At 45.8% G+C, this 24,825-nt stretch carries 20 protein-coding genes; 7 read left to right on the top strand and 13 right to left on the bottom strand.

Annotation, left to right across the window (positions count from 1 at the left end):
- Positions 1-29 precede the first annotated feature (29 nt).
- The 4 genes from AC3FZD_RS07745 to AC3FZD_RS07730 form a co-directional block, all read right to left on the bottom strand.
- On the bottom strand, positions 30-1,790 hold the full coding sequence (locus tag AC3FZD_RS07745; protein WP_488739580.1) for a pentapeptide repeat-containing protein: 1,761 nt from the start codon (positions 1,788-1,790) through the stop codon (positions 30-32).
- A gap of 150 nt (positions 1,791-1,940) precedes the next feature.
- A complete protein-coding gene (locus tag AC3FZD_RS07740; protein WP_488739579.1) occupies positions 1,941-3,449 on the bottom strand; it encodes a hypothetical protein in 1,509 nt (502 codons plus the stop codon).
- A gap of 28 nt (positions 3,450-3,477) precedes the next feature.
- A complete protein-coding gene (locus AC3FZD_RS07735) occupies positions 3,478-4,257 on the bottom strand; it encodes a TIGR03943 family putative permease subunit (protein WP_488739578.1) in 780 nt (259 codons plus the stop codon).
- 12 nt (positions 4,258-4,269) lie between these two features.
- Positions 4,270-5,295 (bottom strand): permease, encoded by a 1,026-nt coding sequence (locus AC3FZD_RS07730; RefSeq protein ID WP_488739577.1) that lies wholly within the window; start codon positions 5,293-5,295, stop codon positions 4,270-4,272.
- Between the two features lie 265 nt (positions 5,296-5,560).
- On the opposite strand from AC3FZD_RS07730, the gene typA reads away from it, so the two are divergent.
- Positions 5,561-7,351, top strand: a complete 1,791-nt coding sequence (gene typA / locus AC3FZD_RS07725) for a translational GTPase TypA (protein ID WP_488739576.1) — start codon at positions 5,561-5,563, stop codon at positions 7,349-7,351.
- 68 nt (positions 7,352-7,419) lie between these two features.
- Here typA and arsS read toward each other — a convergent pair whose 3' ends face one another.
- Positions 7,420-8,406, bottom strand: a complete 987-nt coding sequence (gene arsS / locus AC3FZD_RS07720; protein WP_488739575.1) for an arsenosugar biosynthesis radical SAM (seleno)protein ArsS — start codon at positions 8,404-8,406, stop codon at positions 7,420-7,422.
- 192 nt (positions 8,407-8,598) lie between these two features.
- Positions 8,599-9,309 carry a YHS domain-containing (seleno)protein gene (locus AC3FZD_RS07715; protein ID WP_488739574.1) on the bottom strand — a complete coding sequence of 237 codons (711 nt, stop codon included), beginning with the start codon at positions 9,307-9,309 and terminating at the stop codon, positions 8,599-8,601.
- A gap of 170 nt (positions 9,310-9,479) precedes the next feature.
- Between AC3FZD_RS07715 and AC3FZD_RS07710 the strand changes: the two genes are divergently transcribed.
- From AC3FZD_RS07710 to AC3FZD_RS07690, 5 genes are all read left to right on the top strand, one after another.
- Complete coding sequence (locus tag AC3FZD_RS07710) at positions 9,480-10,091, top strand: cysteine dioxygenase family protein (RefSeq protein WP_488739573.1); 612 nt, start codon at positions 9,480-9,482, stop codon at positions 10,089-10,091.
- A 67-nt stretch (positions 10,092-10,158) separates the two neighbouring features.
- A complete protein-coding gene (locus AC3FZD_RS07705; RefSeq protein WP_488739572.1) occupies positions 10,159-11,796 on the top strand; it encodes a GspE/PulE family protein in 1,638 nt (545 codons plus the stop codon).
- Positions 11,797-11,907: 111 nt separating this feature from the next.
- A complete protein-coding gene (gene secA, locus AC3FZD_RS07700) occupies positions 11,908-14,736 on the top strand; it encodes a preprotein translocase subunit SecA (protein WP_488739571.1) in 2,829 nt (942 codons plus the stop codon).
- A 14-nt stretch (positions 14,737-14,750) separates the two neighbouring features.
- Complete coding sequence (locus tag AC3FZD_RS07695; protein ID WP_488739570.1) at positions 14,751-15,626, top strand: PfkB family carbohydrate kinase; 876 nt, start codon at positions 14,751-14,753, stop codon at positions 15,624-15,626.
- Positions 15,627-15,662: 36 nt separating this feature from the next.
- The gene (locus AC3FZD_RS07690; RefSeq protein WP_488739569.1) at positions 15,663-16,790 is read left to right on the top strand and encodes a cupin-like domain-containing protein; all 1,128 of its coding nucleotides are present in this window, start codon (positions 15,663-15,665) and stop codon (positions 16,788-16,790) included.
- A 120-nt stretch (positions 16,791-16,910) separates the two neighbouring features.
- Here the strand turns inward: AC3FZD_RS07690 and AC3FZD_RS07685 are convergent, their stop codons facing one another.
- From AC3FZD_RS07685 to AC3FZD_RS07670, 4 genes are all read right to left on the bottom strand, one after another.
- Positions 16,911-17,555: a glutathione S-transferase family protein gene (locus tag AC3FZD_RS07685; RefSeq protein WP_488739568.1), complete on the bottom strand. Its 645-nt coding sequence runs from the start codon at positions 17,553-17,555 to the stop codon at positions 16,911-16,913.
- Positions 17,556-17,676: 121 nt separating this feature from the next.
- Entirely contained in the window at positions 17,677-19,158 is a 1,482-nt protein-coding gene (locus AC3FZD_RS07680; protein WP_488739567.1) for an MBOAT family O-acyltransferase, read from the bottom strand.
- 77 nt (positions 19,159-19,235) lie between these two features.
- Positions 19,236-19,976: a 16S rRNA (guanine(527)-N(7))-methyltransferase RsmG gene (gene rsmG / locus AC3FZD_RS07675; RefSeq protein WP_488739566.1), complete on the bottom strand. Its 741-nt coding sequence runs from the start codon at positions 19,974-19,976 to the stop codon at positions 19,236-19,238.
- A gap of 54 nt (positions 19,977-20,030) precedes the next feature.
- Positions 20,031-20,663, bottom strand: coding sequence for an ABC transporter ATP-binding protein (locus AC3FZD_RS07670; protein WP_488739565.1), 633 nt, complete (start codon positions 20,661-20,663; stop codon positions 20,031-20,033).
- Between the two features lie 99 nt (positions 20,664-20,762).
- On the opposite strand from AC3FZD_RS07670, the gene AC3FZD_RS07665 reads away from it, so the two are divergent.
- Positions 20,763-21,731, top strand: a complete 969-nt coding sequence (locus tag AC3FZD_RS07665; protein ID WP_488739564.1) for a Sll0314/Alr1548 family TPR repeat-containing protein — start codon at positions 20,763-20,765, stop codon at positions 21,729-21,731.
- Positions 21,732-21,815: 84 nt separating this feature from the next.
- On the opposite strand, the gene AC3FZD_RS07660 is transcribed toward AC3FZD_RS07665, so the two are convergent.
- The 3 genes from AC3FZD_RS07660 to AC3FZD_RS07650 all read right to left on the bottom strand — a co-directional run bounded on the left by AC3FZD_RS07660 (position 21,816) and on the right by AC3FZD_RS07650 (position 24,732).
- On the bottom strand, positions 21,816-22,166 hold the full coding sequence (locus AC3FZD_RS07660; RefSeq protein ID WP_488739563.1) for a phenylpyruvate tautomerase MIF-related protein: 351 nt from the start codon (positions 22,164-22,166) through the stop codon (positions 21,816-21,818).
- 46 nt (positions 22,167-22,212) lie between these two features.
- Positions 22,213-22,692: a flavin reductase family protein gene (locus tag AC3FZD_RS07655; protein WP_488739562.1), complete on the bottom strand. Its 480-nt coding sequence runs from the start codon at positions 22,690-22,692 to the stop codon at positions 22,213-22,215.
- Between the two features lie 132 nt (positions 22,693-22,824).
- Entirely contained in the window at positions 22,825-24,732 is a 1,908-nt protein-coding gene (locus AC3FZD_RS07650; RefSeq protein WP_488739561.1) for a DNA-directed RNA polymerase subunit gamma, read from the bottom strand.
- Positions 24,733-24,825 lie beyond the last annotated feature (93 nt).

Genomic DNA, 24,825 nt, shown 5'->3' with positions numbered 1-24,825 from the left:
AATAATTATCAGTGATTAATTATGAATTATCAAGGGGGGGGCAGGGATGAGTTTTCCTGTTTCTGCTTTTTCCATAAGATAGCGATCGCCACCCGTACCGATTTCCCCATCATTGAAACCCGCATTTCCCCAGAAGCCTTCTTTTCCCATTGCATCAGACTCTCTCGAAAGGCCTCATCCTGCTGCGCTCTCTGCACAATAGCGGACACAATCACCTTTTTCTGGAGTTCCTCTAAAGCAATCCCTTCCTCTTTCAAATAAGTTAACAACCGGTCAATATTAGCCACAAACTGATCCGGCATTTGCGAAAACAGAATCGACTTAATCTGTTTCGAGGTTTCCTGATACAGTTGTTGTTGACGATCGAGCATCAGTTTTGGAGGAGGAGGTGGGGGAGGACTCTGATTTACAACCGGTCGAGACTGAGGTAGAGTCGGATGTTTGAGTACACTTAACAATTGATGACGACATAAAGCAAACCGTTCTTTCACCTCTGGATACAAATTCAAGATCTGTTCAGCAATGATTTTGGCATTCACCACATGATTAGCCAATAATCTCAGCAAATATTGATGATCCATAGGCATATAAGACTCAACCGTTAAATGCAACTCTAAATTTTCCTGTTGCAATTCTGCCAAAGTAAGGATTAAAACTTCCCAATTGGGCGCTTCCTGGAAGACAACCTCAATTGTCGTACTATTTTCTTTATACTCTTGTCCCAGTTCTCCTGGCTCAAAATTGCGATCGACAGGATAGCGACTAGCTGGACTTTTCGTTGTAAAATTAAACTGTCGCCACAAATAACGACAAACCACCTTAGATAAATCGACTCCCTCAATTTTCCAATTTTGGATACAGGCCCCCGTTAAATTCGCCCCATCTAAAATCGTGCGAATCAGACGAGTTTCCAAGAGCAAAACATCTGTCAGATCCGTTTCACCCAAATTAGCATCACTCAAATACGATCCACTTAAATCTGCTTTTCTAAGATTCGATCCGCGTAAATTGGCATGAGTTAAATTTCCCTGCAACAAATAAACTTCCTCTAAATTTGTGCGTAGCAAATGGGCATTCTTAAAACTGGTTTTCAGCAAATAAGCTCCCGCCAAATCTGCCCGACTTAAATCCGCTCGATCCAAAATGGCATCACTTAAATCTGCCCCCGTCAAAATTACCCGATGTAAATCAGCCTCCGTTAAATTCGCCGATCGCAGACAACAGTTCAGTAAATTAGCCTCGGTTAAATTCGCTTCTACCAAAATCGCATTGCGTAAATTAGCCTCCTCTAAATGACTTTCCCGTAAGTTCGCCCCCGTTAAATTCGCTCCCGTTAAATTGGCATGGCGCAAATTCGCTTCCATTAACTCCGCTTTGCTTAAATTCACACTGGTTAGCTTTGCCCGCTCCAGATTAATTTGGTCTAACGTAGAATTGTGTAAATCAGCGCTGGTTAAATCGGCTTCGGTGAGAATTGCCCAATTCAGTTCTGCATCCTGAATTCGAGATAAGCGTAAATCAGCCTTCGTTAAATTTGCCCCACTCAAGTTACAACCCGTTAACTGACTACTGGTTAACACCGCATTGCTTAAATCGGCATGTCGAAAACAAGCCCCTGTCAGATTAGCTTCATTCAGGGATACCCAAGTTAAATTTCCTCCGGTTAAATTGGCTCCGGTTAAATCAATTTGACGCAGATTAGCGCCACTGAGGTTAGCTCCACTCAGGTCTACATGGGCAAAATCTCGTTCTCCTTGTCGATAGCGATTGAGTAGCTCTTGTGTTTCCATGAAAACTGGTGATGGGTTCCCTGAACTGGAGTAAAATCGGGTTTGAATTGACCGGAGTTTTTACTCCAATCCCCCCTAGTGTACTGTCAACCGGTTTATCATAGGAGGAAACTAGAGTACAATGGGATAGACCCATGGAAGCAGCAATTCTTACGGTAACCATTGGGGACGAAAGCCTTTTAAGGGTAGAACTTCCGGTTTGATTTGGGGATCTGTCCCCAGTCTGTCACTATCGACAATCGGTAAGATCCAAAGATTACTATTGCTGTTGAGTGGGTTTTCTGGAGAGGTTGCCGGTGATTCTTCCAGAGTATCGACTTGGTTATGATCGAACAGAATAGCCACACCATCGGGGGATAAACTAATATGAATTTCCCGTTGATTGGGTAAACCGACTAAGGGGATTTGCTTGCTGGTTTCTAGGTTAATGGCGCTAATATAGGGAAGCTCTTGGTAGAGTTCTCCGGGTAAGAGTTCCGAGAGCAAACAATAAAGCAGGGTTTGAGTGGGGTCAAATTCACACTCTTTAATCGATCCATTGGTTTTGAGCAGTTCTTTTTCGGTTCCTTGGTTGGTGACTAGATAGAGCGATCGCGTATAATCCGGATTAAATTTGATCATCGTCGCTGCTGAACCATCGGGGGCAAAATTCAGCACTTGCCCAAATTTGGGCAAAAAGTCTAAGGGTTGGTTCGTGGTTTCAGATCGATCCGGATAGAGGGGAAGCAGTGCCACCCCTTCTCCTTGCAAGACGGCGATCGCCTGGGAATCAGGAGTAATTAAAAACTCTCCCCCTGGTTGGTTTTCCATAGGATAGGGGTCTCCTTTTTCCGGAATCAGCCAGAGTCCAAAGTCACCGGGATCTTGACGATTCACCCGTTGTACCACAATTGTTTTACCGTCAGGAGACAGATCGAAGGCTAGGTTTTGATGGGTTTTGTTGTCTAAAACATCGTTGATAATACCCACATTTTCACCCGGCTTTAAGCCAGTGGTGACGGTATAGAGTTTTTGCTCAATGATTTCATCACTCGCTTCTAGGGTATCTCGTGCGGAAAACAGGATGCGATCGCGATCGGGATAGGGTCTAAAATCCATCACCACTAGATTCTGAGGGGTGAGCATCTCTAACTTATTTTGAGTCAGATTATACAGAATTAAGCGCCCAGACTCTTCTCCCTGATTACCTATATAGACAAACACGCGATCGCGAGTTCTAAACTCACCCACAAAAGGCTCAATCATTGTGCCCTTTTTGGCATCTGAATATTGATCTTTTGCCCCTTCAATTTGTAGCTTAAATTGAGTCCCATAGGGAGCAGGTTTATTTAAAGTATAAGCCATTCTCCGACCCGCCCAACTACTTTTACCCAATAGGGAAGGTTCAATTTTCAGATTATTTTCTACACTCGCCCGATCCATCGGATGACTAAACTGAAGAATAAAAGCTCTATCCTTAGCTGTAATTACTTGATTTTGCCAAGTAAATTGACGCACCCTAGGTGCAGCATTTCTGCCCGTAAGCACCAGAAAAAAGATCGCTAGAAAAAGCGAGATAACGATGACCACAACTACCCGATCCAGGGGCTGCCAATTCTGGATATTCGGTTTAATCCGGGACTCGTAAAAATCAATCAATTTATTAGAATTCTTCATCATGCCATTAATTCATAACCACTTTAAACCCTTAATAGTTATAGGGATTTCTCGGTTCCGGAATCGACTTAACTTCCTGGGCAACAATAACCAACTTGCGATCGTTATGCAAAATTTCGGTAGCCATTTCCCCCTTAATTTCCACCCAACTATCTTGAGCATAAGCTTCACGAGATTCGGGAAACTTTACCGGTAAACCAATCGGATAAGCATCGGCGGCACAGCAGGTAATAATAAATCGAGAAACCAAACCATACTCTAAGGGTAATTCTGGAGGATGAATCACAAATCCCGTCACTTGTACCTTTTGACCCGTATAAGCATCTGGTTCAGGATAAACATTCAGGGTTCTCACCCATTCTACCAAAGACTTCTCCTCTGGTTTGCTGACATTAGTAAATGACTGAGGTGTAATTTCAGTAATGGGGATAAAATCATTAACCCCCCGCTTCAAAGCCGTTTCAGAAGTAAAGGCTTGGGGTTTAACGGTTAGACCAACAATAGCCGTAAATAACAACAGATAGCAACTCCAACTTTGGGGCAATAGGTTAACATGCTCTCTCAAATCCCCTGAATTTCGCGGACGGTCAACTAAACGTTTTTGGTAATGTTTCCACAGTTGCCATCCTTTCACACTACTGAAGCCGATTAAAATCACTCCAGCAATAACGATCAGCCAATGGTAGGCTGGGTGAATCAGTAAATTCAGTTCTCCACTGAGCCATAATTCGATTAACAATAGTCCCCATAATCCTGTGGTGACCACATCTAATGTGGGCAGCCAACGTTGAGGAAAGCGCAATTTATTCATTATCGTTGAAAATTAATCCACCATGTGATACAGGAATGTCAACACAAAGGTTAACTGGGCAGCTAAAACCAATAAATAGATAATAGGCCTGGGTTTGAACATCGACAACATTAACCCCACACTTTTAATATCAATCATGGGGCCAAAAACCAGAAAAGCCAGTAATGAGGCACTGGTAAATGTGGAGGCAAAGGAGAGAGCAAAAAAGGCATCAACCGTCGAGCAAATAGAGACGACTGCCCCTAAAATCATCATGGCCACAATGGAAGTGACGGGCCCTGTACCTACTGCTAGAATGAGATCGCGGGGCATTCCCACTTGAATTAAAGCGGCGATCGCGCTGCCAATGACCAGCACCCCCCCCAACTCCCGCAACTCTTGCAGCGCATTATCCATAAACAAACGCCAGCGATAAGACCAAGGTTGCTTGACTAAATCCTGGAATAATTGGGGCGTTTCCCCCATCGACACATCCAGCTTGACCCGTTTACCCTGATTGCCAATAATATAAGTTCCTGATTGCAACAGAGACGGGGATTCATCTTTCTCTTCATCAACATCAGAATTCTTACTGGGATCGGGCATTAAGCGCACCATTCCCGGTTGCAAGAGGGGGCGCAAATCCGCTTGCGAACTAAAAATCCAAGCAATTCCTGTGGCAATCAGCAATGAAAAGATGACCCGAAAGATCACCAACTCCGGTTGGTCTCGAAAAGCCGTCCAAGTTGACCAAATCACCACCGGATTAATCGTTGGCGCAGCCAGCAAAAAGCCTACTGCTACCGAAGGGGGGAATCCCTGAAGTAAGAACCGGCGAGCCACAGGCACATTGCCACATTCACACACCGGAAATAGAAATCCAATCGCACTGCCTGCCAGCGCTCCCAATAGGGGTTGTTTGGGGATCAATCGCAGCAGTTTGCGCTCATCGACAAAAAACAGAAGCGCACTCGAAAGAATTACTCCCAGCAAGAGGAAGGGGAAAGCTTCAACAATGAGGCTTAAAAAGATCGTAAAAGCAGTTTGGAACTGAGTCATTGGGTTCAAGGGTTGAAGTAGGTGAAGAGCGCTCCTGGGATCAAAAGGGAGTAAGGGTTTGCCCCGTTATTTTATCGGAAAAGTCTGGTTTGCACATCAAAATCCCTTTTAATTCTGGCTCTAGAGAGGGGATAAAAGCTCTACATCATGGATTTTTCTCCGTTTGAGAAGCCCGATCTAGAACAGGAAGTCATAGGCTAGGGGGAAATGGGGGAGTTATGTTAGAATTATTAAGAAATTTATAGTTTAAGACCTTTAGGTATATATGTCTCTTCCCATTCGCAATGTTGCCATTATTGCCCACGTCGATCATGGCAAAACAACTCTTGTGGATGCTCTGCTCAAGCAATCGGGGATTTTTCGCGAAGGGGAAGAAGTCCCCGATTGTGTTATGGATTCTAATACCCTGGAACGAGAGCGGGGAATTACCATTCTGTCTAAAAATACTGCGGTTCACTATAAAGATACCTTAATTAATATCGTTGATACCCCAGGCCACGCGGATTTTGGCGGCGAAGTAGAACGGGTTTTAGGCATGGTTGATGGCTGTATCCTGATTGTGGATGCCAATGAAGGCCCCATGCCTCAAACCCGGTTTGTGCTGAAAAAAGCCTTAGAAAAGGGCCTGCGGCCGATTGTGGTGGTGAATAAAATAGATAGGCCCCAAGCCGATCCCTATGGGGCGATCGATAAAGTATTAGACTTATTCATAGAATTGGGCGCAGATGACGATCAATGTGAGTTTCCTTACTTGTTTGCTTCGGGAATTCAAGGCTATGCCAAAGATAAGCTAGAGAGCGAAAGTGAGGACATGAAACCCCTGTTTGATGCGATTTTGCATCATGTTCCCCCTCCGGTCGGCGATCCAGACAAACCCCTACAATTGCAAGTGACTACCCTAGATTACTCAGAATATTTAGGTCGGATTGTGATTGGTAGAATTCATAATGGAACCATTCGAGCCAATCAACAAGCTGCTTTAGTTAAAGATAATGGCGAAATCGTCAAATCTAAAATCTCTAAACTAATGGGATTTGAAGGCTTAAGCCGGGTAGATATGCAAGAAGCCTCAGCCGGATATATCGTAGCGGTAGCTGGATTTAGTGATGCCAACATCGGGGAAACCATTACTTGTCCCAATGAACCCCAAGCTCTCCCTTTGATTAAGGTGGATGAGCCAACCTTGCAAATGACCTTCTCTGTGAATGATTCCCCCTTTGCGGGACAGGAAGGACAATTTGTGACCTCTCGCCAATTACGCGATCGCCTCTTTCGGGAACTCGAAACCAACGTAGCCCTGCGTATCCAAGAAACCGATTCTCCCGATTCCTTCCTCGTCTCTGGACGCGGTGAACTTCACCTGGGTATCCTCATTGAAACCATGCGTCGTGAAGGATACGAGTTCCAAGTCTCTCAACCCCAAGTCATCTATCGCGAAGTCAACGGCCAACCCTGCGAACCCTACGAATGTCTCATTCTTGACATTCCCGAAGAATCCGTAGGCGGATGTATGGAACGACTCGGCCAACGTCGCGGCGAAATGCAAGATATGCAAATGGGAGGCAATGGCCGCGCTCAACTCGAATTTGTCATTCCCGCAAGGGGTCTGATTGGATTCCGAGGTGAATTTATGCGCCTCACCCGTGGCGAAGGCATCATGAATCATAGCTTTTTTGAATATCGGGGCTTAGGGGGAGACGTGGAAACCCGGCGTAATGGAGTTTTAGTCGCCTTTGAAGAAGGAACAGCCACCTTTTATGCCATGAAAAACGCGGAAGACCGGGGCGTATTTTTCATCACTCCCGGAACTAAAGTGTATAAAGGCATGATTGTCGGCGAACATAACCGTCCCCAAGATTTGGACTTAAATGTTTGTAAGACCAAACAACTCACTAACGTGCGATCTTCTACCGGTGATGAACTGGTACAACTGCAAACTCCCGTACAAATGAGTTTGGAGCGAGCGTTGGAATATATTGGCTCCGATGAATTGGTGGAAGTGACACCAGAATCTGTACGTTTGCGGAAGGTGAGCAAGAAGCTCGTCAAGCGTTAACAGGGCACGCTGTAGGGGTAGATTTCAAACCCGCCCCTACAATTATGTTTCACTATTCATCGAATTGACTAGATCAAAGAACCCCCACAACTTGAACCCGCTCCAGCCGTACAACCATAGCAATAGTGCGCTGTTCTCACTTCTTGAATGAGGTCTAAATTTCCTCGTTCTAACACTTTAGCCACCGTTAAAGTTTCTCCGGTAGCTGTTCGAGCGGGGATACCTTCCATCTGATTAAAGTCACAATCATAAATTTGTCCTAAATAATCCACAGATAATTCTGGTTTGCACATCAGCCCAGGCACAGTCTGAGGATTAAAGTTATCTTCTAGAAATTGCAAATAAGAATCATACAAACCTCGCTTTTGCAGATAAAACTTAGTTCGACCAATGGGTAAATTGGTAATCGTCAAGAGATGATTAAAGGCAATGTTAAACTGCTCTTGTAAATACTGTTTATACGCTCTTTCTAAGTTCTGCTGATTCGGAGTTAAAGCAAATTTTTCTGAATTAGGCATCGCCGAATTATAGACTAAATCGAGAATTAAGTTGGGATCTTGACCATAACCGAGTTGATTTAAATATTTCAGGGCGCGAATGGATGCCTGATAAACGCCACTGCCGCGCATTTTATCCACATTATCTTCTAGATAGCAGGGCAAAGAGGCAATGACACGCACTTGGCGATCGGCAAAGTATGCCGGTAAGTCTTGGTAACCTTCGACAAAAAAGATGGTTAAATTAGAGCGGACAATAATTTCTTTTCCTGCTTCTCTAGCTGCCTCCACCAAGGGACGAAAGCCATAATTCATTTCCGGCGCTCCTCCCGTCAGATCTACGGTTTGAATTTGGGGGAAAGTTTGGATCAATTCAATCAGTTGAGAGCAAATTTCGGGAGTCAATTCTTCTGTGCGTTTGGGCCCGGCTTCCACATGGCAATGAGTACAGGTAAGATTACAGCGTTTACCTAAATTAATTTGCAATACTGTGATTTTCTCTTTAGTGAGAGGAGTCTTAAGTTTGCGATCGAAAGGGGTAAGGTTGGTCTTTAGCATGGGCAAAAGTAGAATGATAAGGCGATCGTTGAGTTAGGGTAGATTTCTCTATCCTAGATAATCTATAACATTTTTCATTAATTCGTAAATCTTTGTCCTCTCCCGTAGGAGAAGAACGGGTTGTCCCCTTCTCGAAGTTGGAGCAGGGAAAAGGGGAGAACAGCAATTTAACTTGACTCAATTGAAAATGCTTTACCGGTTGAGAATATCTGGCCAATGACGATTGGCTTTAGTAATATTACCAGGAATATCCTGTATCCACTGGGCTTGTACCTCTTTGCTGTAGTTCAGGTATAGTTTGCCTTCATAGATTGTCCAAGCATTGGGATCGACTGGGGCAAGGTTTCCTTCACTCATGGCTTTGGCGCAATATCCCCCATATTGGGGAGCATATTGGCTGGGGTTAGCAGCAAATTGATCTCGGTTTTCAGCGCTGCTAAAGTACCAGGTGGTTCCGTTCCACTCATGTTGATATTCATCTTTGCCCATCATGGCTTTTTCATCCTTGCTTTGCATAAAATAGGCAACTGGATCAGCGCCTCGGATGGCTACACCGTCACGAGAGAAAACAGGAGGACGTTTGGTAGTACCGGCGCAGGGGTTCCCAGCGCAGGGATTTTGACCGGCACAAGGGTTGCCTGCACAGGCTTTGAGGGCATTGCTTTTACCAGCACAAGGATTTTCACCGGCACAAGGGTTTTCACCAGCACAAGGATTTTCACCGGCACAAGGGTTTTCACCAGCACAAGGGTTTTCACCAGCACAAGGATTTTTACCAGCACAGGCTTTAACAGAGCTAGTGCTTTCTCTGGCTTTGATTTGCCCTTGGGCATAGGTGTGGGCGGTAATGCCTACAGTAAAGATAGAGGCGATCGCCAGGGTGGTAATGTAATGTAGTTTCATCAATGGCTCCGATAATTTTAACGATAACTGTAACTGGGGTCATTTTCATTAAACCCTACCGAGCTGAAGTGGCTGTGAGAGAAATCTGAACCCTTCCTGAGAATTTTCTCGGTAGGTTCCCTTTTAGGTTAGGGTTGTCTTCAGAAGTTTTTGATTTAAAGAGCAATCCGATGCAATCTGCTGATTGGTTGATTAATGAACAAGGGGAGCGTCTACCCTTAATTTCTAGTCGTTCTCCAAAGTCTGGAGATAAACCTTATCGGTTATATCGGTTTCTGACTGATTTAGAAACGATTTTATGGGAGATACCCGAAGATGAGCAACGGTTACCTGAAATTGCTTGTTGTTTGCGGCAACTTTTAGATTATTCTCCTTGGTTACAAACCTATTATTTAGACCCTAATCCAAATCCAGGATGGTCGATTTTATCGCTCTATGATGAACCAGATTTTAAGCTTACCTTGCAAATTGTGGCCTGGTTACCGGGGAATGTATCGCCAATTCATAATCATGGTAGTTGGGGAGTGGTGGCTTTATTAAGTGGAGAGGAAAAGAATACATTTTGGCGCAGAAGTCCGACTCCTGAATTGGGCGATCGCATTGAAGCGGTAGACTCATATATTTTAACGCCAGGAGAAATGATCACCTTTTTACCCGATGCCATTCACAGCGTTGAACCCCTAGGAGATGAACCGGCAATTACATTAAATATTTATGGAGAAACGAAAGTAAAAAATCGATTTGAATTCGATCCGGTGAATCATCAGGCTTGGAATTTTTAGATCGCCAATAGCCAAGGAGGAAAACGGTATACTAGGGAACAAAGCGTTTATCCTCAAGCCAAAACTCATGCAAACCAGCGATCTGACTCCTTCAGCTTGGCAACAACTCCGACAAGGTACAGTGAACTGTGATGAAGCCCTTAAGCTATTAGTTGATAGCGATCGCAACCTGAACCTTTCTTTACTCGATGCTGAAGTCAGTTCTCGGTTTTGGCGGGAATTCCCCGATCGCCAGAACCTACCCCCAGTTATTCCCTTGCTTCTGTGGCGCAATTGCTACTATCTTGGCTCTCCGATGACCGTAGAAGCGGATCGAATTCGGGATATGAGCGATCGCACCCTCACCAACATTAAAATCATCCCCATTACTGAAAAAAGCTACAGCGCTTGGCATCATACCCGCACCTTTGACCATACCCGCATCAGTTCCGCTCCCCTAGTGAACCCCATCACCGGGGAACTCGAACAAGAAAATATTACCGAAGTTACCGAACTCTATCTATCCAAAGCCGTCGGCCAAATTAGCCGCATTAAAACCATTATTTCCGGCGCTCTCCGCAACCGCGCTAGCGATATCCACCTCGAACCCCTGCCCCAAGGCTTGCGCGTTCGCTATCGAATTGACGGCGTACTCCGAGATATTACCACCCTATCAACAGAAGTCAGCCGCAAAGTGATTGTTGCCCTCAAAGTCATGTCCAATATGGACATTGCCGAAAGTCGTCGCCCCCAAGATGGGCGAATTGGCGAGAAATACGCCACCCAAGACAACCTAGAATTAGGAATGGACATGCGCGTTAGCACCCTTCCCTGTGTCAGTGGCGAAAAAGCCGTCATCCGTCTCCTGCCGCGCCAAAATCCCTTTAGTAAAATTGAAGACCTAGGTTTTAACCATAAAACCCTACCCGTTTATCAAGACTGGTTACGGCAACCCCAAGGGATGATTATTCTCACCGGGCCCACCGGTTCCGGCAAAACCAGTACCCTTTATACCAGTTTGCAATCCGTAGCCACGGAACAGGTGAATGTGGTCACGGTAGAAGATCCCGTAGAATATATCTTATCTGGAATCACCCAAACCCAAGTCCATGAACGGGCTGGCATGACCTTTGCCGCAGGCTTGCGGGCGATTTTGCGTCAAGATCCAGATATCATCATGGTGGGAGAAATTCGCGACCATGAGACAGCAGAAACCGCAGTCCGAGCGGCTTTAACCGGTCATTTGGTCTTTACCACCTTGCATACCAATGATGCCGTGGGAGCCATTCCCCGGCTCAAAGATATCGGACCCGATCCCGGTCTAATTAGTGACGCGCTGTTAGGAATAATTGCCCAGCGTTTAGTCCGCTGTATTTGCCCCCATTGTGGCACACCCTATCGTCCCAGTGAAGAGGATTTAAGGACTTTGGGGATTGGCTTACATGAAGCCAATCCGGAAGAGTGGCGCAAAGGACAAGGCTGTACCCAGTGTTTTCAGTCCGGATATTCAGGACGACAGGCCATCATTGAATTGCTGAATGTGGACGATCCCATTCGAGATTTAATTTATGAAGGGGGAGTGACCGAATTGCGCCGATATTTGAAAGATACAGATTTTATGTCCTTTCGCAAAGCCGCTACCGATAAGGTCACTCTGGGTAAAACCACGGTGGATGAAGTGGTGCGGGTTCTGCCTCGCAGCGCCATGCAGTATAAACTCAGTTAAAGGTGTAGAGGAGATCTAGCGATCGCCCATTACCCACGACCGATCCTAGAGGTGATACCATAAGAAAAAGTCTTTTGCCCCCTTGATAGCGTCTGGTAGAGTAAATCGATTATGCTGAAAAACCTGTTTGGTGACCCCAACACCCGCAAACTGAAAAAATATCAGCCCTTCGTTTCTGAAATCAACCTCTACGAAGAAGACATCCAAGATCTATCGGATGACCAGTTGCGGGGCAAAACCGCAGAATTTAAACAGCGCCTAGAAAAAGCCGGTTCTGAGCAAGCGCAAAAAGAACTCCTCGATGAAATCCTTCCCGAAGCCTTCGCCGTCGTCCGCGAAGCCGCCAAGCGCGTTTTGGGGATGCGCCACTACGATGTACAAATGATTGGGGGAATGGTTCTCCATGATGGCCAGATTGCCGAAATGAAAACCGGGGAAGGAAAAACCCTGGTGGCAACTCTGCCCGCCTATTTGAATGCCCTCGGTGGAAAAGGGGTTCATGTAATCACCGTCAACGACTACCTCGCCCGTCGGGATGCCGAATGGATGGGCCAAGTCCATCGCTTCCTCGGCTTGAGTGTGGGACTCATTCAGCAGAGTATGGCCCCCTCAGAGCGCCGCAAAAACTATAGCTGCGATATTACCTACGCCACCAACTCGGAAGTCGGCTTTGACTATCTGCGCGATAATATGGCTTCGTCCATGGCGGAAGTGGTGCATCGGCCGTTTAATTTCTGCATTATTGATGAAGTGGATTCGGTCTTAGTCGATGAAGCTCGAACCCCTCTGATTATTTCAGGTCAGGTAGACCGTCCCAGTGAAAAGTATATTAAAGCGGCTCAACTGGCCCAAACCTTGACGGCCTTGGATGAAGAAAGCGGACAGGGCCATTATGAAGTAGATGAAAAAGCCCGCAATGTGCTGTTGACCGATGAGGGCTATATCGCGGCTGAGAAATTTCTAGAAGTTTCGGACTTGTTTAACCCGGATGACCCTTGGGCCCATTTTGTGTTCAATGCGATTAAGGCCAAGGAGTTGTTTATTAAGGATGTGAACTATATTGTCCGCGAAGATGAAATTGTCATTGTAGATGAGTTTACCGGTCGGGTCATGCCCGGTCGTCGCTGGAGTGATGGACTGCATCAGGCGATTGAGGCGAAAGAGCATGTAGAGATTCAGCCGGAAACCCAGACTTTGGCCACGATTACCTATCAAAATTTCTTTTTGCTCTATCCCAAGTTGTCAGGAATGACGGGGACGGCCAAAACGGAGGAAGCGGAGTTTGAGAAAATCTATAACTTAGAGGTGACTATTGTCCCCACCAACCAGCCCACGGGACGTAGGGATATGGCGGATGTGGTGTATAAAACGGAGGAAGCGAAGTGGAAAGCAGTGGCTCAAGAGTGTGCCGAACTCCATCGCCAAGGGCGGCCGATTTTGGTGGGAACCACGAGTGTAGAAAAGTCGGAAGTGTTGTCTAATCTGTTGAGTCAGTTGGAAGTCCCCCATCAGTTGCTGAATGCGAAGCCGGAGAATGTGGAGCGGGAGTCGGAAATTGTGGCTCAGGCGGGACGGAAAGGAGCGGTGACGATTGCTACGAACATGGCAGGAAGAGGGACGGATATTATTTTGGGCGGAAATGCCGATTATATGGCCCGTCTGAAGTTGCGGGAGTATTTTATGCCCCGGATTGTGAAGCCGGAAGATGAGAATGGCTTTGGGGTGGCTAAAGTAGCGGGTATGGGTAAACGGAAGGCGGCCCAAGGGTTTAGTTTGGATAAGAAGGTGAAAACTTGGAAGGTGTCGCCTAAGATTTTCCCCACTCAGTTGTCTGCGAGTACGGAAGCGAAGTTAAAAGAGGTGGTGAATTTTGCGGTGGCAGAGTATGGAGAGCTATCTTTACCGGAGTTGACGGCGGAGGATAAGGTGGCTATTGCGGCAGAGAAAGCGCCGACGAATGACCCGGTGGTGCAAAAGTTGCGGGAAGTGTTTAATCTGATTCGCTCGGAGTATGAAGAGTGGACAGACCGAGAACATGAGGAGGTGATTGAGCTGGGCGGGTTGTTTGTGATGGGAACGGAGCGCCATGATTCTCGACGGATTGATAATCAGCTCCGAGGTCGGGCGGGTCGTCAGGGTGACCCTGGAACAACGAAGTTTTTCTTGAGTTTACAGGATAACTTATTGCGGATTTTTGGGGGCGATCGCGTGGCGGGCCTGATGGATGCTTTCCGCGTGGAAGAAGATATGCCCATTGAGTCGGGAATGCTCACCCGTTCCCTGGAAGGGGCACAGAAGAAGGTGGAAACCTATTACTACGACATCCGTAAGCAGGTGTTTGAATATGATGAGGTGATGAATAACCAGCGCCGCGCCATTTATGCTGAACGCCGCCGGGTTTTGGAAGGGCAAGACCTGAAGGAACAGGTGATTACCTATGCAGAACGGACGATGGACGATATTGTAGAAGCCTATGTGAATCCAGAATTACCGGCTGAAGAGTGGGATTTGGGGCAATTGGTGAGTAAGGTGCAAGAGTTTGTCTATCTGCTCAGAGATTTGCAACCGCAGCAACTGGAAGATCTGAGTTTTGCAGAGATGAAAACGTTTTTACATGAGCAAGTCCGTATTGCCTATGATTTGAAAGAGGCGGAAGTTGACCAAATTCAAGTTGGGTTAATGCGTCAAGCGGAACGGTTCTTTATTCTCCAGCAAATTGACACCCTATGGCGGGAGCATCTGCAACAAATGGATGCTTTGCGAGAGTCGGTGGGATTGCGCGGTTATGGACAAAAAGATCCTCTGATTGAGTATAAGAGTGAGGGTTATGAGTTGTTCTTGGAGATGATGATTTCGATTCGCCGGAATGTGGTTTATTCTCTCTTCCAATTCCAACCCCAAGCCCAACCCAAGGCAGCCGTCCAACAGGAAACGGTGTAGGTTCAGTTGATGCAATGGATAAATCGGGTTTGTTTGTGGGTTTGGCGACCTTAGATTTGCTCTATCTGACTCCCCAAATACCGCAAGTTAATGAAAAAAGAGTAGCAGTTGATTATACTGTGGCGGCGGGTGGCCCGGCGACGAATGCGGCGATCGCCTTTGAGTATTTACGACGCTCCCAGGGCAAGAGCGGCTCAACTCAACTGCTGGCTACTGTGGGAAGTCATCCCCTAAGCGGTCTGATTCGGGCAGATTTAGAGGTTTATGGGGTGAATTGTATCGATCTGGACTGCGATCGATCCGATCCGCCCCCAGTTTCTTCGATTTTAGTGACTCAACCAGGGGGCGCTCGCGCCGTCATTTCAATTAATGCTACCCATGCACAAGGGTCTTGGCATCCCCAATTTAGCACGCTGTTAGAGGATATACAGGTGGTGTTAATGGATGGCCATCAAATGGCGATTAGTCAAGAATTAGCGACTGTGGCTAAATCTCGCCAAATTCCCCTTATCATTGATGGTGGCAGTTGGAAACCTGGATTTGAAAGGGTTCTCGCTGTAGCGGATGGGGCGATCGTTTCGGCTAATTTCTATCCTCCTGGATGTAAAACCCATGAACAAGTGATGTCCTATTTGGTTAATTTAGGGATTCCCCAGATTGCGATTACCCATGGAGAAGGGGCGATCGCCTACTATACTCAAGGGAAACAGGGACAGATTAAAGTGCCTCAAGTGACTGCCGTGGATACACTCGGTGCGGGTGATATTCTCCATGGTGCATTTTGTTATTATTTTCTAGAATTGGACTTTGTGGAGAGCCTGACTCAAGCCGCCCAAATTGCCTCTGCTTCCGTTCAACAGTTCGGAACACGCGCTTGGATGAAATCTTAGGGTAGGGATAATCACTCGTAATTTATCGGAACGATCATGACAGAGAGCTTACAACCGATGACCATTACCTTACCGCCCCTGCGGATTACGGTGAACGATCAACAACAGGTGAACTTAGAGTGGATGCCCCAAAATCCAGGTCAAATTCCGCCGAGTCAACCGCAAATTCCAGAGAATTGGAAACGGTGGATTGCTTTAAATAAGCTGCATAATAAGCCGGAACAGTCGATGATTGAGGCGATGAAACAACAGGGGATCGATCCGGCGATCGCCCGCTTGGCGATTAATCAGGTGATGGGTGAACCCTCCTATCAAATTGGCAATAATATTGCCCAACTGCTGCGAAAATTAGAATCGACTTTAGCAATTCAACAGCAACTGGCAGCCCTCTCTTCTAAGGCAACCGGAATTGAACGGCGATCGGGGGTTTCGAGGCAAGAGTTTTTAGACCGCTATTATGCCACCAATACTCCCGTCATTTTAACCGATATAATGCAAGATTGGCCGGCGATGCAAACCTGGTCACCACAATACTTAAAAGAAAAATATGGCCCGGTTGAAGTCCAAATTCAAGCGAACCGCAATAGTAACCCAGAATATGAAATTGAATGTGAAAAACACCGTAAAACTATCTTGCTTGCTGATTATGTAGAGCAAGTTTTAAACGGGGGAGAAAATAATGATTATTATATGGTTGCTAACAACCAAAATTTAGAGCGTGAGGAATTAAAAGGACTGCTCAATGATATTATCTTTTTCCCGGAATTCCTCAACCCAGAAGAAACCCATAATCGGGTCTTTTTCTGGTTTGGCCCCAGTGGAACCATTACGCCTTTACACCACGATCCGGTCAACTTAATGATGGCTCAAGTTTATGGATGTAAACGCTGGCGCTTAATTTCTCCGCAACAAACGCCTCTGTTGTATAATTATGTGGGAGTGTTTAGTAAGGTAGATTGCGAAAATCCAGATTATCAAAAATATCCCCTGTTTAAGAATGTGCAAATCATTGAAGAAGTCTTACAACCGGGGGAGGTAATTTTTGTGCCGGTGGGCTGGTGGCATCAGGTCAAAGCCCTGAATACGAGTATTTCCTTATCGTTTACTAATTTTGTTTTTCCCAATTATTATACTTGGCAAGATCCCAATATTAGGGCATGGTAAATAGGAGTCCTACACGCTGGTAATGGGTAAAACTGTTGTATGGGTATTGCCTCAGCAGAGTTGAGGATATTATGCTTTAATCCAGTGCTGAAAGCGATCGCCAAAATACCTGCCAGTCTCTTAGCCCCAATTAATCACTTCGGATTCTTGTTGGGCAGCATCTAACCATTCTTGCATGGCGGGTAATTGCCATAGGGTATCGGCATAGGCTTGACATAAGGGATCTAGGGCAACTCCATAGGTGACAAAGCGGGAAACAACGGGAGCGTACATAGCATCAGCCAGGGAAAAATCGCCGAATAAAAAGGGCCCCTTTTGTCCATAGGTTTGGCGACAGGTGCGCCAGAGGTTCAAAATACGGTCAATATTAGCTTGTAATTCTGGGGGAATGGTGGGTAGGGTATAGCGCGAACGACAGTCCATGGGCATCATTTGCCGCAGGGGAAGGAACCCGCTATGCATTTCGGCACTCACGGAGCGGGCGATCGCCTTTTTTTGCCGATCTTCAGGCAGTAATTGGGGTGCATATTCAGCAATCACATATTCGGCGATTGCTAAGGAGTCCCAAATTAGTAGGTCTCCGTCTTGTAGGGTAGGCACTTGTCCCGATGGAGAATAGCGTAAAATCTCGGCTTTACTGGTAGGAGTATATAGGGAAATCCGGATTTCCTCAAAGGGAATGCCTCCCTGTTTCATCAATAACCAGGGGCGTAAAGACCAAGAAGAATAGTTTTTATTACCAATAATTAAGGTTAGATTTGTCATTTTTGCTTTTAATTACAGGATAGCATTGTGAAATTATAGCACTTCTAGAGATTATATCAAATAGGAGTGCGAGCATCTTGCTGGCTGGTTTTCTCTACTCATTTAGGTTAGCTATATAGTCCTAAAATTGAAAATAGAGAAATTCTGAAACTTGGTTGAGGGACAATAAAGCAGTTGCTGTTAAAATACCTACACCAGTCGCCCAATAGACATTGGGTTTAAACTGAGTGACGATCTCTTGAGTATTGGGTAAATATTTAACGGCTAAGGTTAGGCACAAGAGAATTAAAAAGGGTAGACTTTGACTATGCCAAAATTCAGGCAGATAGTTGAAGGAAAACCAGGATTGGAAGGTGATACCGAACTGAGTTAAAAAGGGGATATTTTCTAAGGAATCACTGGGTAAAATGATGCCATGGATGCCACTCATGGTTTGTAAGAGTGTGAAGCCATCAGCAAGTTGGGTTGCCCTAAATACTACCCAGGCAATAATAACTGATAAAAAAGTAATGCTCCAGGATAAAAATTGAGGTAAGGTAAGATGAACTTTACGCCAGAGATGATTGATACAAAGATAGAAGCCATGGAGTCCTCCCCAGATGACATAAGTCCAGCCTGCGCCATGCCAGAGTCCACCAAGGAGCATGGTGATGATTAAATGAGTATAGCGGCGAATTTCCCCTTGGCGATTGCCTCCTAGGGGAATATAAAGATAGTCTCGTAAGAAGTCAGATAAGGTGATATGCCAGCGTTGCCAAAAGTTGCGAATGGAGGTGGCTTTATAGGGAGAGTTAAAGTTAAGGGGGAGAAGGATATTAAACATTAATCCTAATCCGATCGCCATATCAGAGTAGCCAGAGAAGTCAAAGTAGAGCTGATAAGTATAACTCAATACACCAACCCAGGATTCTAGAAAAGTAACTTCACTGGCATGATCGAAGACAGGGGCGACCCAGGGGGAGAGGCGATCGGCAATTAATACCTTTTTACATAAGCCTAGGCTAAATAAAACACATCCTTTACTGAAGTTTTCATGACGGAAAATATAGGTTTTCAGGGTGCGAAACTGGGGAATGAGTTGATTGTGTCGTAAAATTGGCCCAGCAATCAGTTGAGGGAAAAAGACGACAAATAAGCCATAGGTTAAGGGATCGTATTTTAAGCTTTGGGTTTCCCCGCGATAGGCATCCACCAGATAGGCCATCTGAGTAAAGGTATAAAAGGATATGGCTAAGGGCAGAATAATGGTGGGAATTGAGAGATCAGTGTGCAGGATTCCATTGATCGAATTGACTAAAAAATGGGCATATTTGTAATATCCAATGAGGATTAAGTTAACCCCAAGGCCAATCCAGAGTAAGGTTTTAGCGGATTTACTTTGGGGTGGGCTGTTGGCAATCGCCTTTCCCATTTGATGATTAAATATCATGGATAGTAACAGCAGAGGCAAGGTGCTAATATTCCAATAGCCATAAAACACTAAGGATGCTGTTGTTAACCACACCTGACTGGCTTTAATCAGTTTAAACCGATTTAAACCGATCCATACCGTTAAGGTGAGGGGTAAAAAAAGGAAAATAAAAACATAGGAATTGAACAGCATAAGAGTTCACCGTTCTTTCTGAGATTAGGTAAATCCTCACCCCCAACCTCTTCTCCTAGGGAAAGGGGATGATCTATTTATTGCTTATGGACATAAACACAGTGGCGAGTGGCTTGGCTTAAGGGAGTTACAAAGTCATCAATCCCGGTTAACTTTCCCTTGAAACTGCGTAGAGTTTGCTTGAGAATTTTTTCCTCTTCATGACTCCAACGCCCCCGATATAAAATGGCCAGACCTCCTGATTTCAAAAAAGGAAAAGCATACTGTAAACAAACTTCTGCTTTAGCTACGGCACGGATTAAGCAAAAATCATACTGTTGATTGTAGTCGGGTTGATGATAGATCTCTTCGGCTCTACCCACCTGAGCTTTAACGTAGGGTAAATTAAGAGTGGCGATCGCCTCTTCTAGAAACAAAATCTTCTTCTGGGTACTATCCAGCAACGTTAGCTGCAACTGGGGATAAACCGGTTGCAAACCCAGAGCCACCGGAAGCCCCGGAAACCCTCCCCCTGTGCCAATATCCAGACCTCTCAGGGGTTGATCGGCTGGCCAAGGTTTGAGGGGAAAATCTGACAGTCGAGAGGAAGAGAGGCAAAAGGCTAGAGGGCGAATTGAATCCCATAAATGCTTTTCCCAAAATTCTGTGGGTTCTGTAATGCGGGTTAAATTCATGTGGCAATTCCCCGCCAAAATTAAGCCATAAAGCAGTTGAAATTGGTTGAATTGGCTGGGGGTGGGTTGCCAATTCATGGTCTGTTGCCAAATCTCCAGAGAAGGAGGTAAGGAAGGAATAGATGGGGAAACCTCTAAAACCACGATCGCATCATACCTAAACGTTTTGCTCTGTTCATCAGCAGCTTATCACAGCTTCTAGATCTTGACTGCCGTTAATTCTCCCTGGTTTAAATGCCAACAGCGATCGGCTAAACTCACCAATTCATCGGGATCGTGGGTAACAATCATCAATGTCCAATGGGACTTAATTTTAGCCAACAATTGCACCAATTGCCGACGCATTGACCAATCTAAACCTGCGGTTGGTTCATCTAACATTAAAATACTCGGTTGACGGATCAGTTGCACGGCCAAAGCTAAACGGCGCTGTTGCCCCCCACTGAGCGCATGGGGAGAAGCTTGCAACGACAGATGATCTAACCCCACCTCCATCAATGCTTCCTTCACTCGCTCTAAATCTAATTCTGGATGACCCAAGCGCAACTCTTCCAGAATGGTGCTGCCGCAAAAATGCCGTTCGGGAAACTGAAACACCAATCCTGCCAATTGTTGCATATCCTCCGCGATCAACACTTGCTCGCGCCAGCGAATTTCTCCGGTAGTCGGATAAACTAAACCGGCTAAAATTTCCATTAATGTACTTTTTCCGGAGCCACTTGGGCCAATAATTAAGCCCAATTCTTGGGGGCCGAGTTCTAGATTAATGGCTTTGAGGACTGGATCGGCAATGGCTGGAGGATGATACGTGAGGTTTCGCAGATAGAGCATGGGGACTGGGGGAATGGGAACTTTTGATTAAAGATGCATCATCATATCGAGTATACTATCCGACTAGAATATAACTGACTACTGTTCAGTTAAACGGCTATGAAAAATCGGCTTAACCTCTTTCAATTTTGCTCCAGCTTGGCGATCGCCAGTTTCCTCAATCTAAGTTTATTCACCCCTGCCCTACAAGCGGGCGATCCCTTCCGCCAACAAAATCCTCAAGCCATTGGCGAGCAGACGGAAGCAGCATTTAAGGCAATTTTTGTTGGTGGAGATTATCCCCAAGGGCAACAGTATTTACAAAGAGCTAGACAGACAGAAGCTAACGATCCCTTGGTTTATGCGATGATGGCTTCTATGGCTTATATTGAGCAAGATTGGGAGCAGTTTGGAGACTATGCCACCCAAACCCGTGAAGTAGCAAAAGCTTTAGTACAGCAGAACCCTTTACGAGGTAATTTGTACATAGCAGTGGGTCATTTTCTGGAAGGGGGCTACGCTGTCGCTAAAGATGGGCCAGTTAGGGGGGCGGCGCAAGCTTTAAGCAAGTTACAAGAAGTCCTCAAGTTTATTAAGGAAGCGGAAAAGATCGAGTCCAGCGATCCAGAGTTGAATTTAATTAAGGGGTATATGGACTTAATTTTAGCCGTAAATTTACCCTTTGCCGATCCCCAGCAGGCGATCGCCCGTTTAGAAAATTTAGGCCATCCCCCATATCTCACCTATCGCGGCATTGCCATGGCTTATCGGGATTTAGAAGATTATAACAAAGCCCTTGAATATGCCAATTTAGCCTTGAAGGCCACCCCCAATCATCCCGAAGTTCATTATCTCAAAGCCCAGATTCTCAAAGAACTGGAACAATGGCAAGCGGCCCAAGGCTTTTTTAATCAAGCCCTAGCTCGGCCGCAAATTTTACCCAAATATTTAGTTGCCCAAATCTTTTTTGAATCCTGTCAAAACCAGCATAAAATTGACCAAAAACCGCGCAATTGTGATGCTCTGCGCGATCCCATTAAAGAAGGCAATCAAATTTGGGGGCCAGAACGTTTACCCTCTTTAGATTAGTATTGCTCTTGGGGATGGGGAGTGAACCCCAAACCCCATAGCACAGAAAACTACGGTATACAGCGATCGGCCGATGACCACTGTTTAGAATGTGCCACTATTCCAGCCCCACATACTGCGTTCAGCACCAGCAAACTCAATATAGGTGCGATTCGGGGGCACTCCTAATTCATCACCGATCGCTTGGCAAAAGTCCTGACTCATACTCTTGGTTTGATCGGCACTCATTCCCCCGATATTCTTAATCTCAATGTAACATACTGGGTCTAACGTGCCAGCAAATGTCATGGGCACATCCGATTCAAACGCCGTCATGACATAGGATTCCGGTTTACCCAAATGTTTCGCTAATTTAGCCGATAGGGTTTTGAGCAAATTATCGATTTTTGCACGATCTGGAGATTGAACAGATGTTTTAATTTTGATTAATGGCATGATTTCAACTTAAGCTTCTCTGATGATTGCAATTCTCAAGATGCGGTTAACCGCCATAATTCCAACCCGTAGTTTCGAGCAACAGGGGTTCCCCTTCTCGGTGAATTCCAGCCGCAATCACCTCTCCTACAAATACCGTATGATCGCCTTTTTCCACCGATCCAACCACCTGACATTCTAGATAACCTAATGTATCCGTAATAATCGGACATCCGGTTTCACCTAGATAAAATTCCACGGATTCAAACTTATTCCCCACTCGATGTTGAGGCTTAAAAAATTGCTGGGCTAAATCCTTTTGTCCCGCTTCCAGAATACTCAAGGCAAATACTCCGCTCGATTGAATCATGGCATGAGATTTCGAGCTATTCTTCACACAATTGACCAGCAAAGGAGGAGCAAAAGAGGCTTGCATCACCCAACTGGCAGTAAAACCATTCACTTCTTCCCCATCTTTTACTCCACAGATATACAATCCATGGGGAATTTTTCGTAACATGGTTTTTTTAGCCTGTTCATCTAACACAGAAATTTCTCCTAATATGTTGTCTACCCAGGTTAGTTTAACAAAAAGTAGGGTTGTAAGCTTTTCAGGAGTGGGAGCGTCTCGCTCGCTACCAGGAACAGGGAGCAAGATGCTCCCACTCCTCCATTGTGACTAAGCCGTGAGGATCGAGTCTTGAATCGTCTTATTGAAGATAATCCGACCGGGGGTAGTGCGAATATACTGACAAATCCGTTCCCCTTCAGCAGTTTCTCGAACTCGACGATAGCGGTAAACACGGGTGATCGTTCCGTCTTCTAGCTTTTCTTCAGAAACGACTTCATCATCCTTTTCTGGAGATTCCACTTCCCCTTCATAACGCACCCAAATATAGGCATGTAGGTCTACCTGGCTTTGATCGTAGGCGCGAATTACATCATCTAAAGAGGCAAAATAGCGATCGCCCCCTTTCTGGGCCCAAGGATTTTCCGCCGTTAAATAGTAACATCCCAACACCATATCCTGAGACGGCGTAATAATCGGCCGTCCCGTCGCTGGAGACATGACATTATTGGATGCTAACATCAGCAACCGCGCCTCAGCTTGGGACTCTAAAGACAAGGGCACATGCACCGCCATTTGGTCACCATCAAAGTCAGCGTTAAAGGCGGGACAAACCAACGGATGCAACTGAATCGCTCGCCCTTCCACCAGCATCGGTTCAAAGGCTTGAATCCCTAACCGGTGCAGTGTCGGAGCGCGGTTGAGCAATACCGGGTGGCCTTCAATCACTTCTTCCAGGACATCCCAAACGCTCGGATCTCCCCGTTGAATTAGCTTTTTGGCTGCCTTAATGTTATTGACCAATCCTTGACGAATTAAGCGATGAATCACAAAGGGTTGGAACAATTCGATCGCCATTTCCTTCGGTAAGCCACACTGATGAATGTGTAACTTGGGCCCTACTACAATCACGGAACGACCGGAATAATCCACCCGTTTTCCTAACAAATTTTGCCGGAAACGGCCTTGTTTTCCTTCAATAATATCTGACAGAGATTTCAGGGGTCGGTTATTGGCTCCCACCACCGTGCGACCGCGCCGACCATTATCAATCAGAGCATCTACGGCTTCTTGTAACATCCGCTTTTCATTACGGACAATAATCTCTGGAGCTAAAATTTCTTGCAATCTTGCCAACCGGTTATTGCGGTTAATTACCCGACGATAAAGGTCGTTTAGATCGCTAGTAGCAAACCGTCCTCCATCCAACTGCACCATGGGGCGCAAATCGGGGGGAATCACCGGAAGCATACTTAAAATCATCCATTCCGGCTTAGAACCCGTGGCAATAAAGTTATCAATGACCCGCAAACGTTTGATTAACTTTGCCCGTTTTTGCCCCTTAGAATTGAGGATATCTTCACGCAGTTGTTCCGCTACCGTTTCCAATTCTATATCGGCTAATAAGCGCTCAATGGCCTCTGCACCAATGCCCACTTCTACACCAATTAATTCTGAATCTTCAGAATACAATTGGTCTTCAATATCCATCCACTGGTCTTCATTGAGCAGTTGTTTGTAACTCAGGGGTGGAACTTCTTCGTTGGTTTTGGCAACTTCTGGGGTATTGCCCGGATCGAGGACGACATAGGCATTAAAATACACAATCTGTTCCACATCCCGCAAGGGCATATCCAGGAGAATCGCCATATAGCTGGGTATACCTTTGAGATACCACACATGGGCTACTGGAGCGGCTAATTGAATATGACCCATGCGATGGCGACGCACTCTTGATTCGGTGACTTCTACGCCACAACGCTCGCAAACAATCCCGCGATGACGAACTCGTTTATACTTGCCACAATGACATTCCCAATCTTTAGCTGGCCCAAAAATCCGCTCGCAGAAGAGGCCATCCATTTCGGGTTTGAGGGTACGATAGTTAATGGTTTCCGGTTTGGTCACTTCCCCAACCACTGACCCATTGGGAAGGGTTCGCTCTCCCCATTGCCGAATCCGGTCAGGAGAAGCAATACCAATTTTGACGTAATCAAACCGTTGTTGCTGATTTTTCATTGCTGCTGCTCAATGAGGGTGAATAACGCTGCCTTGAGAAACTGGACTAGCCCAATCTGTCATTATAGCGCTTTGTGGTGGTAATGAGGAATG

Source organism: Roseofilum sp. KMC-1, from assembly GCF_057802075.1.
The sequence above is the reverse complement of the archived record's forward strand: the minus strand, read 5'-3'. Positions and strand labels throughout refer to the sequence as shown.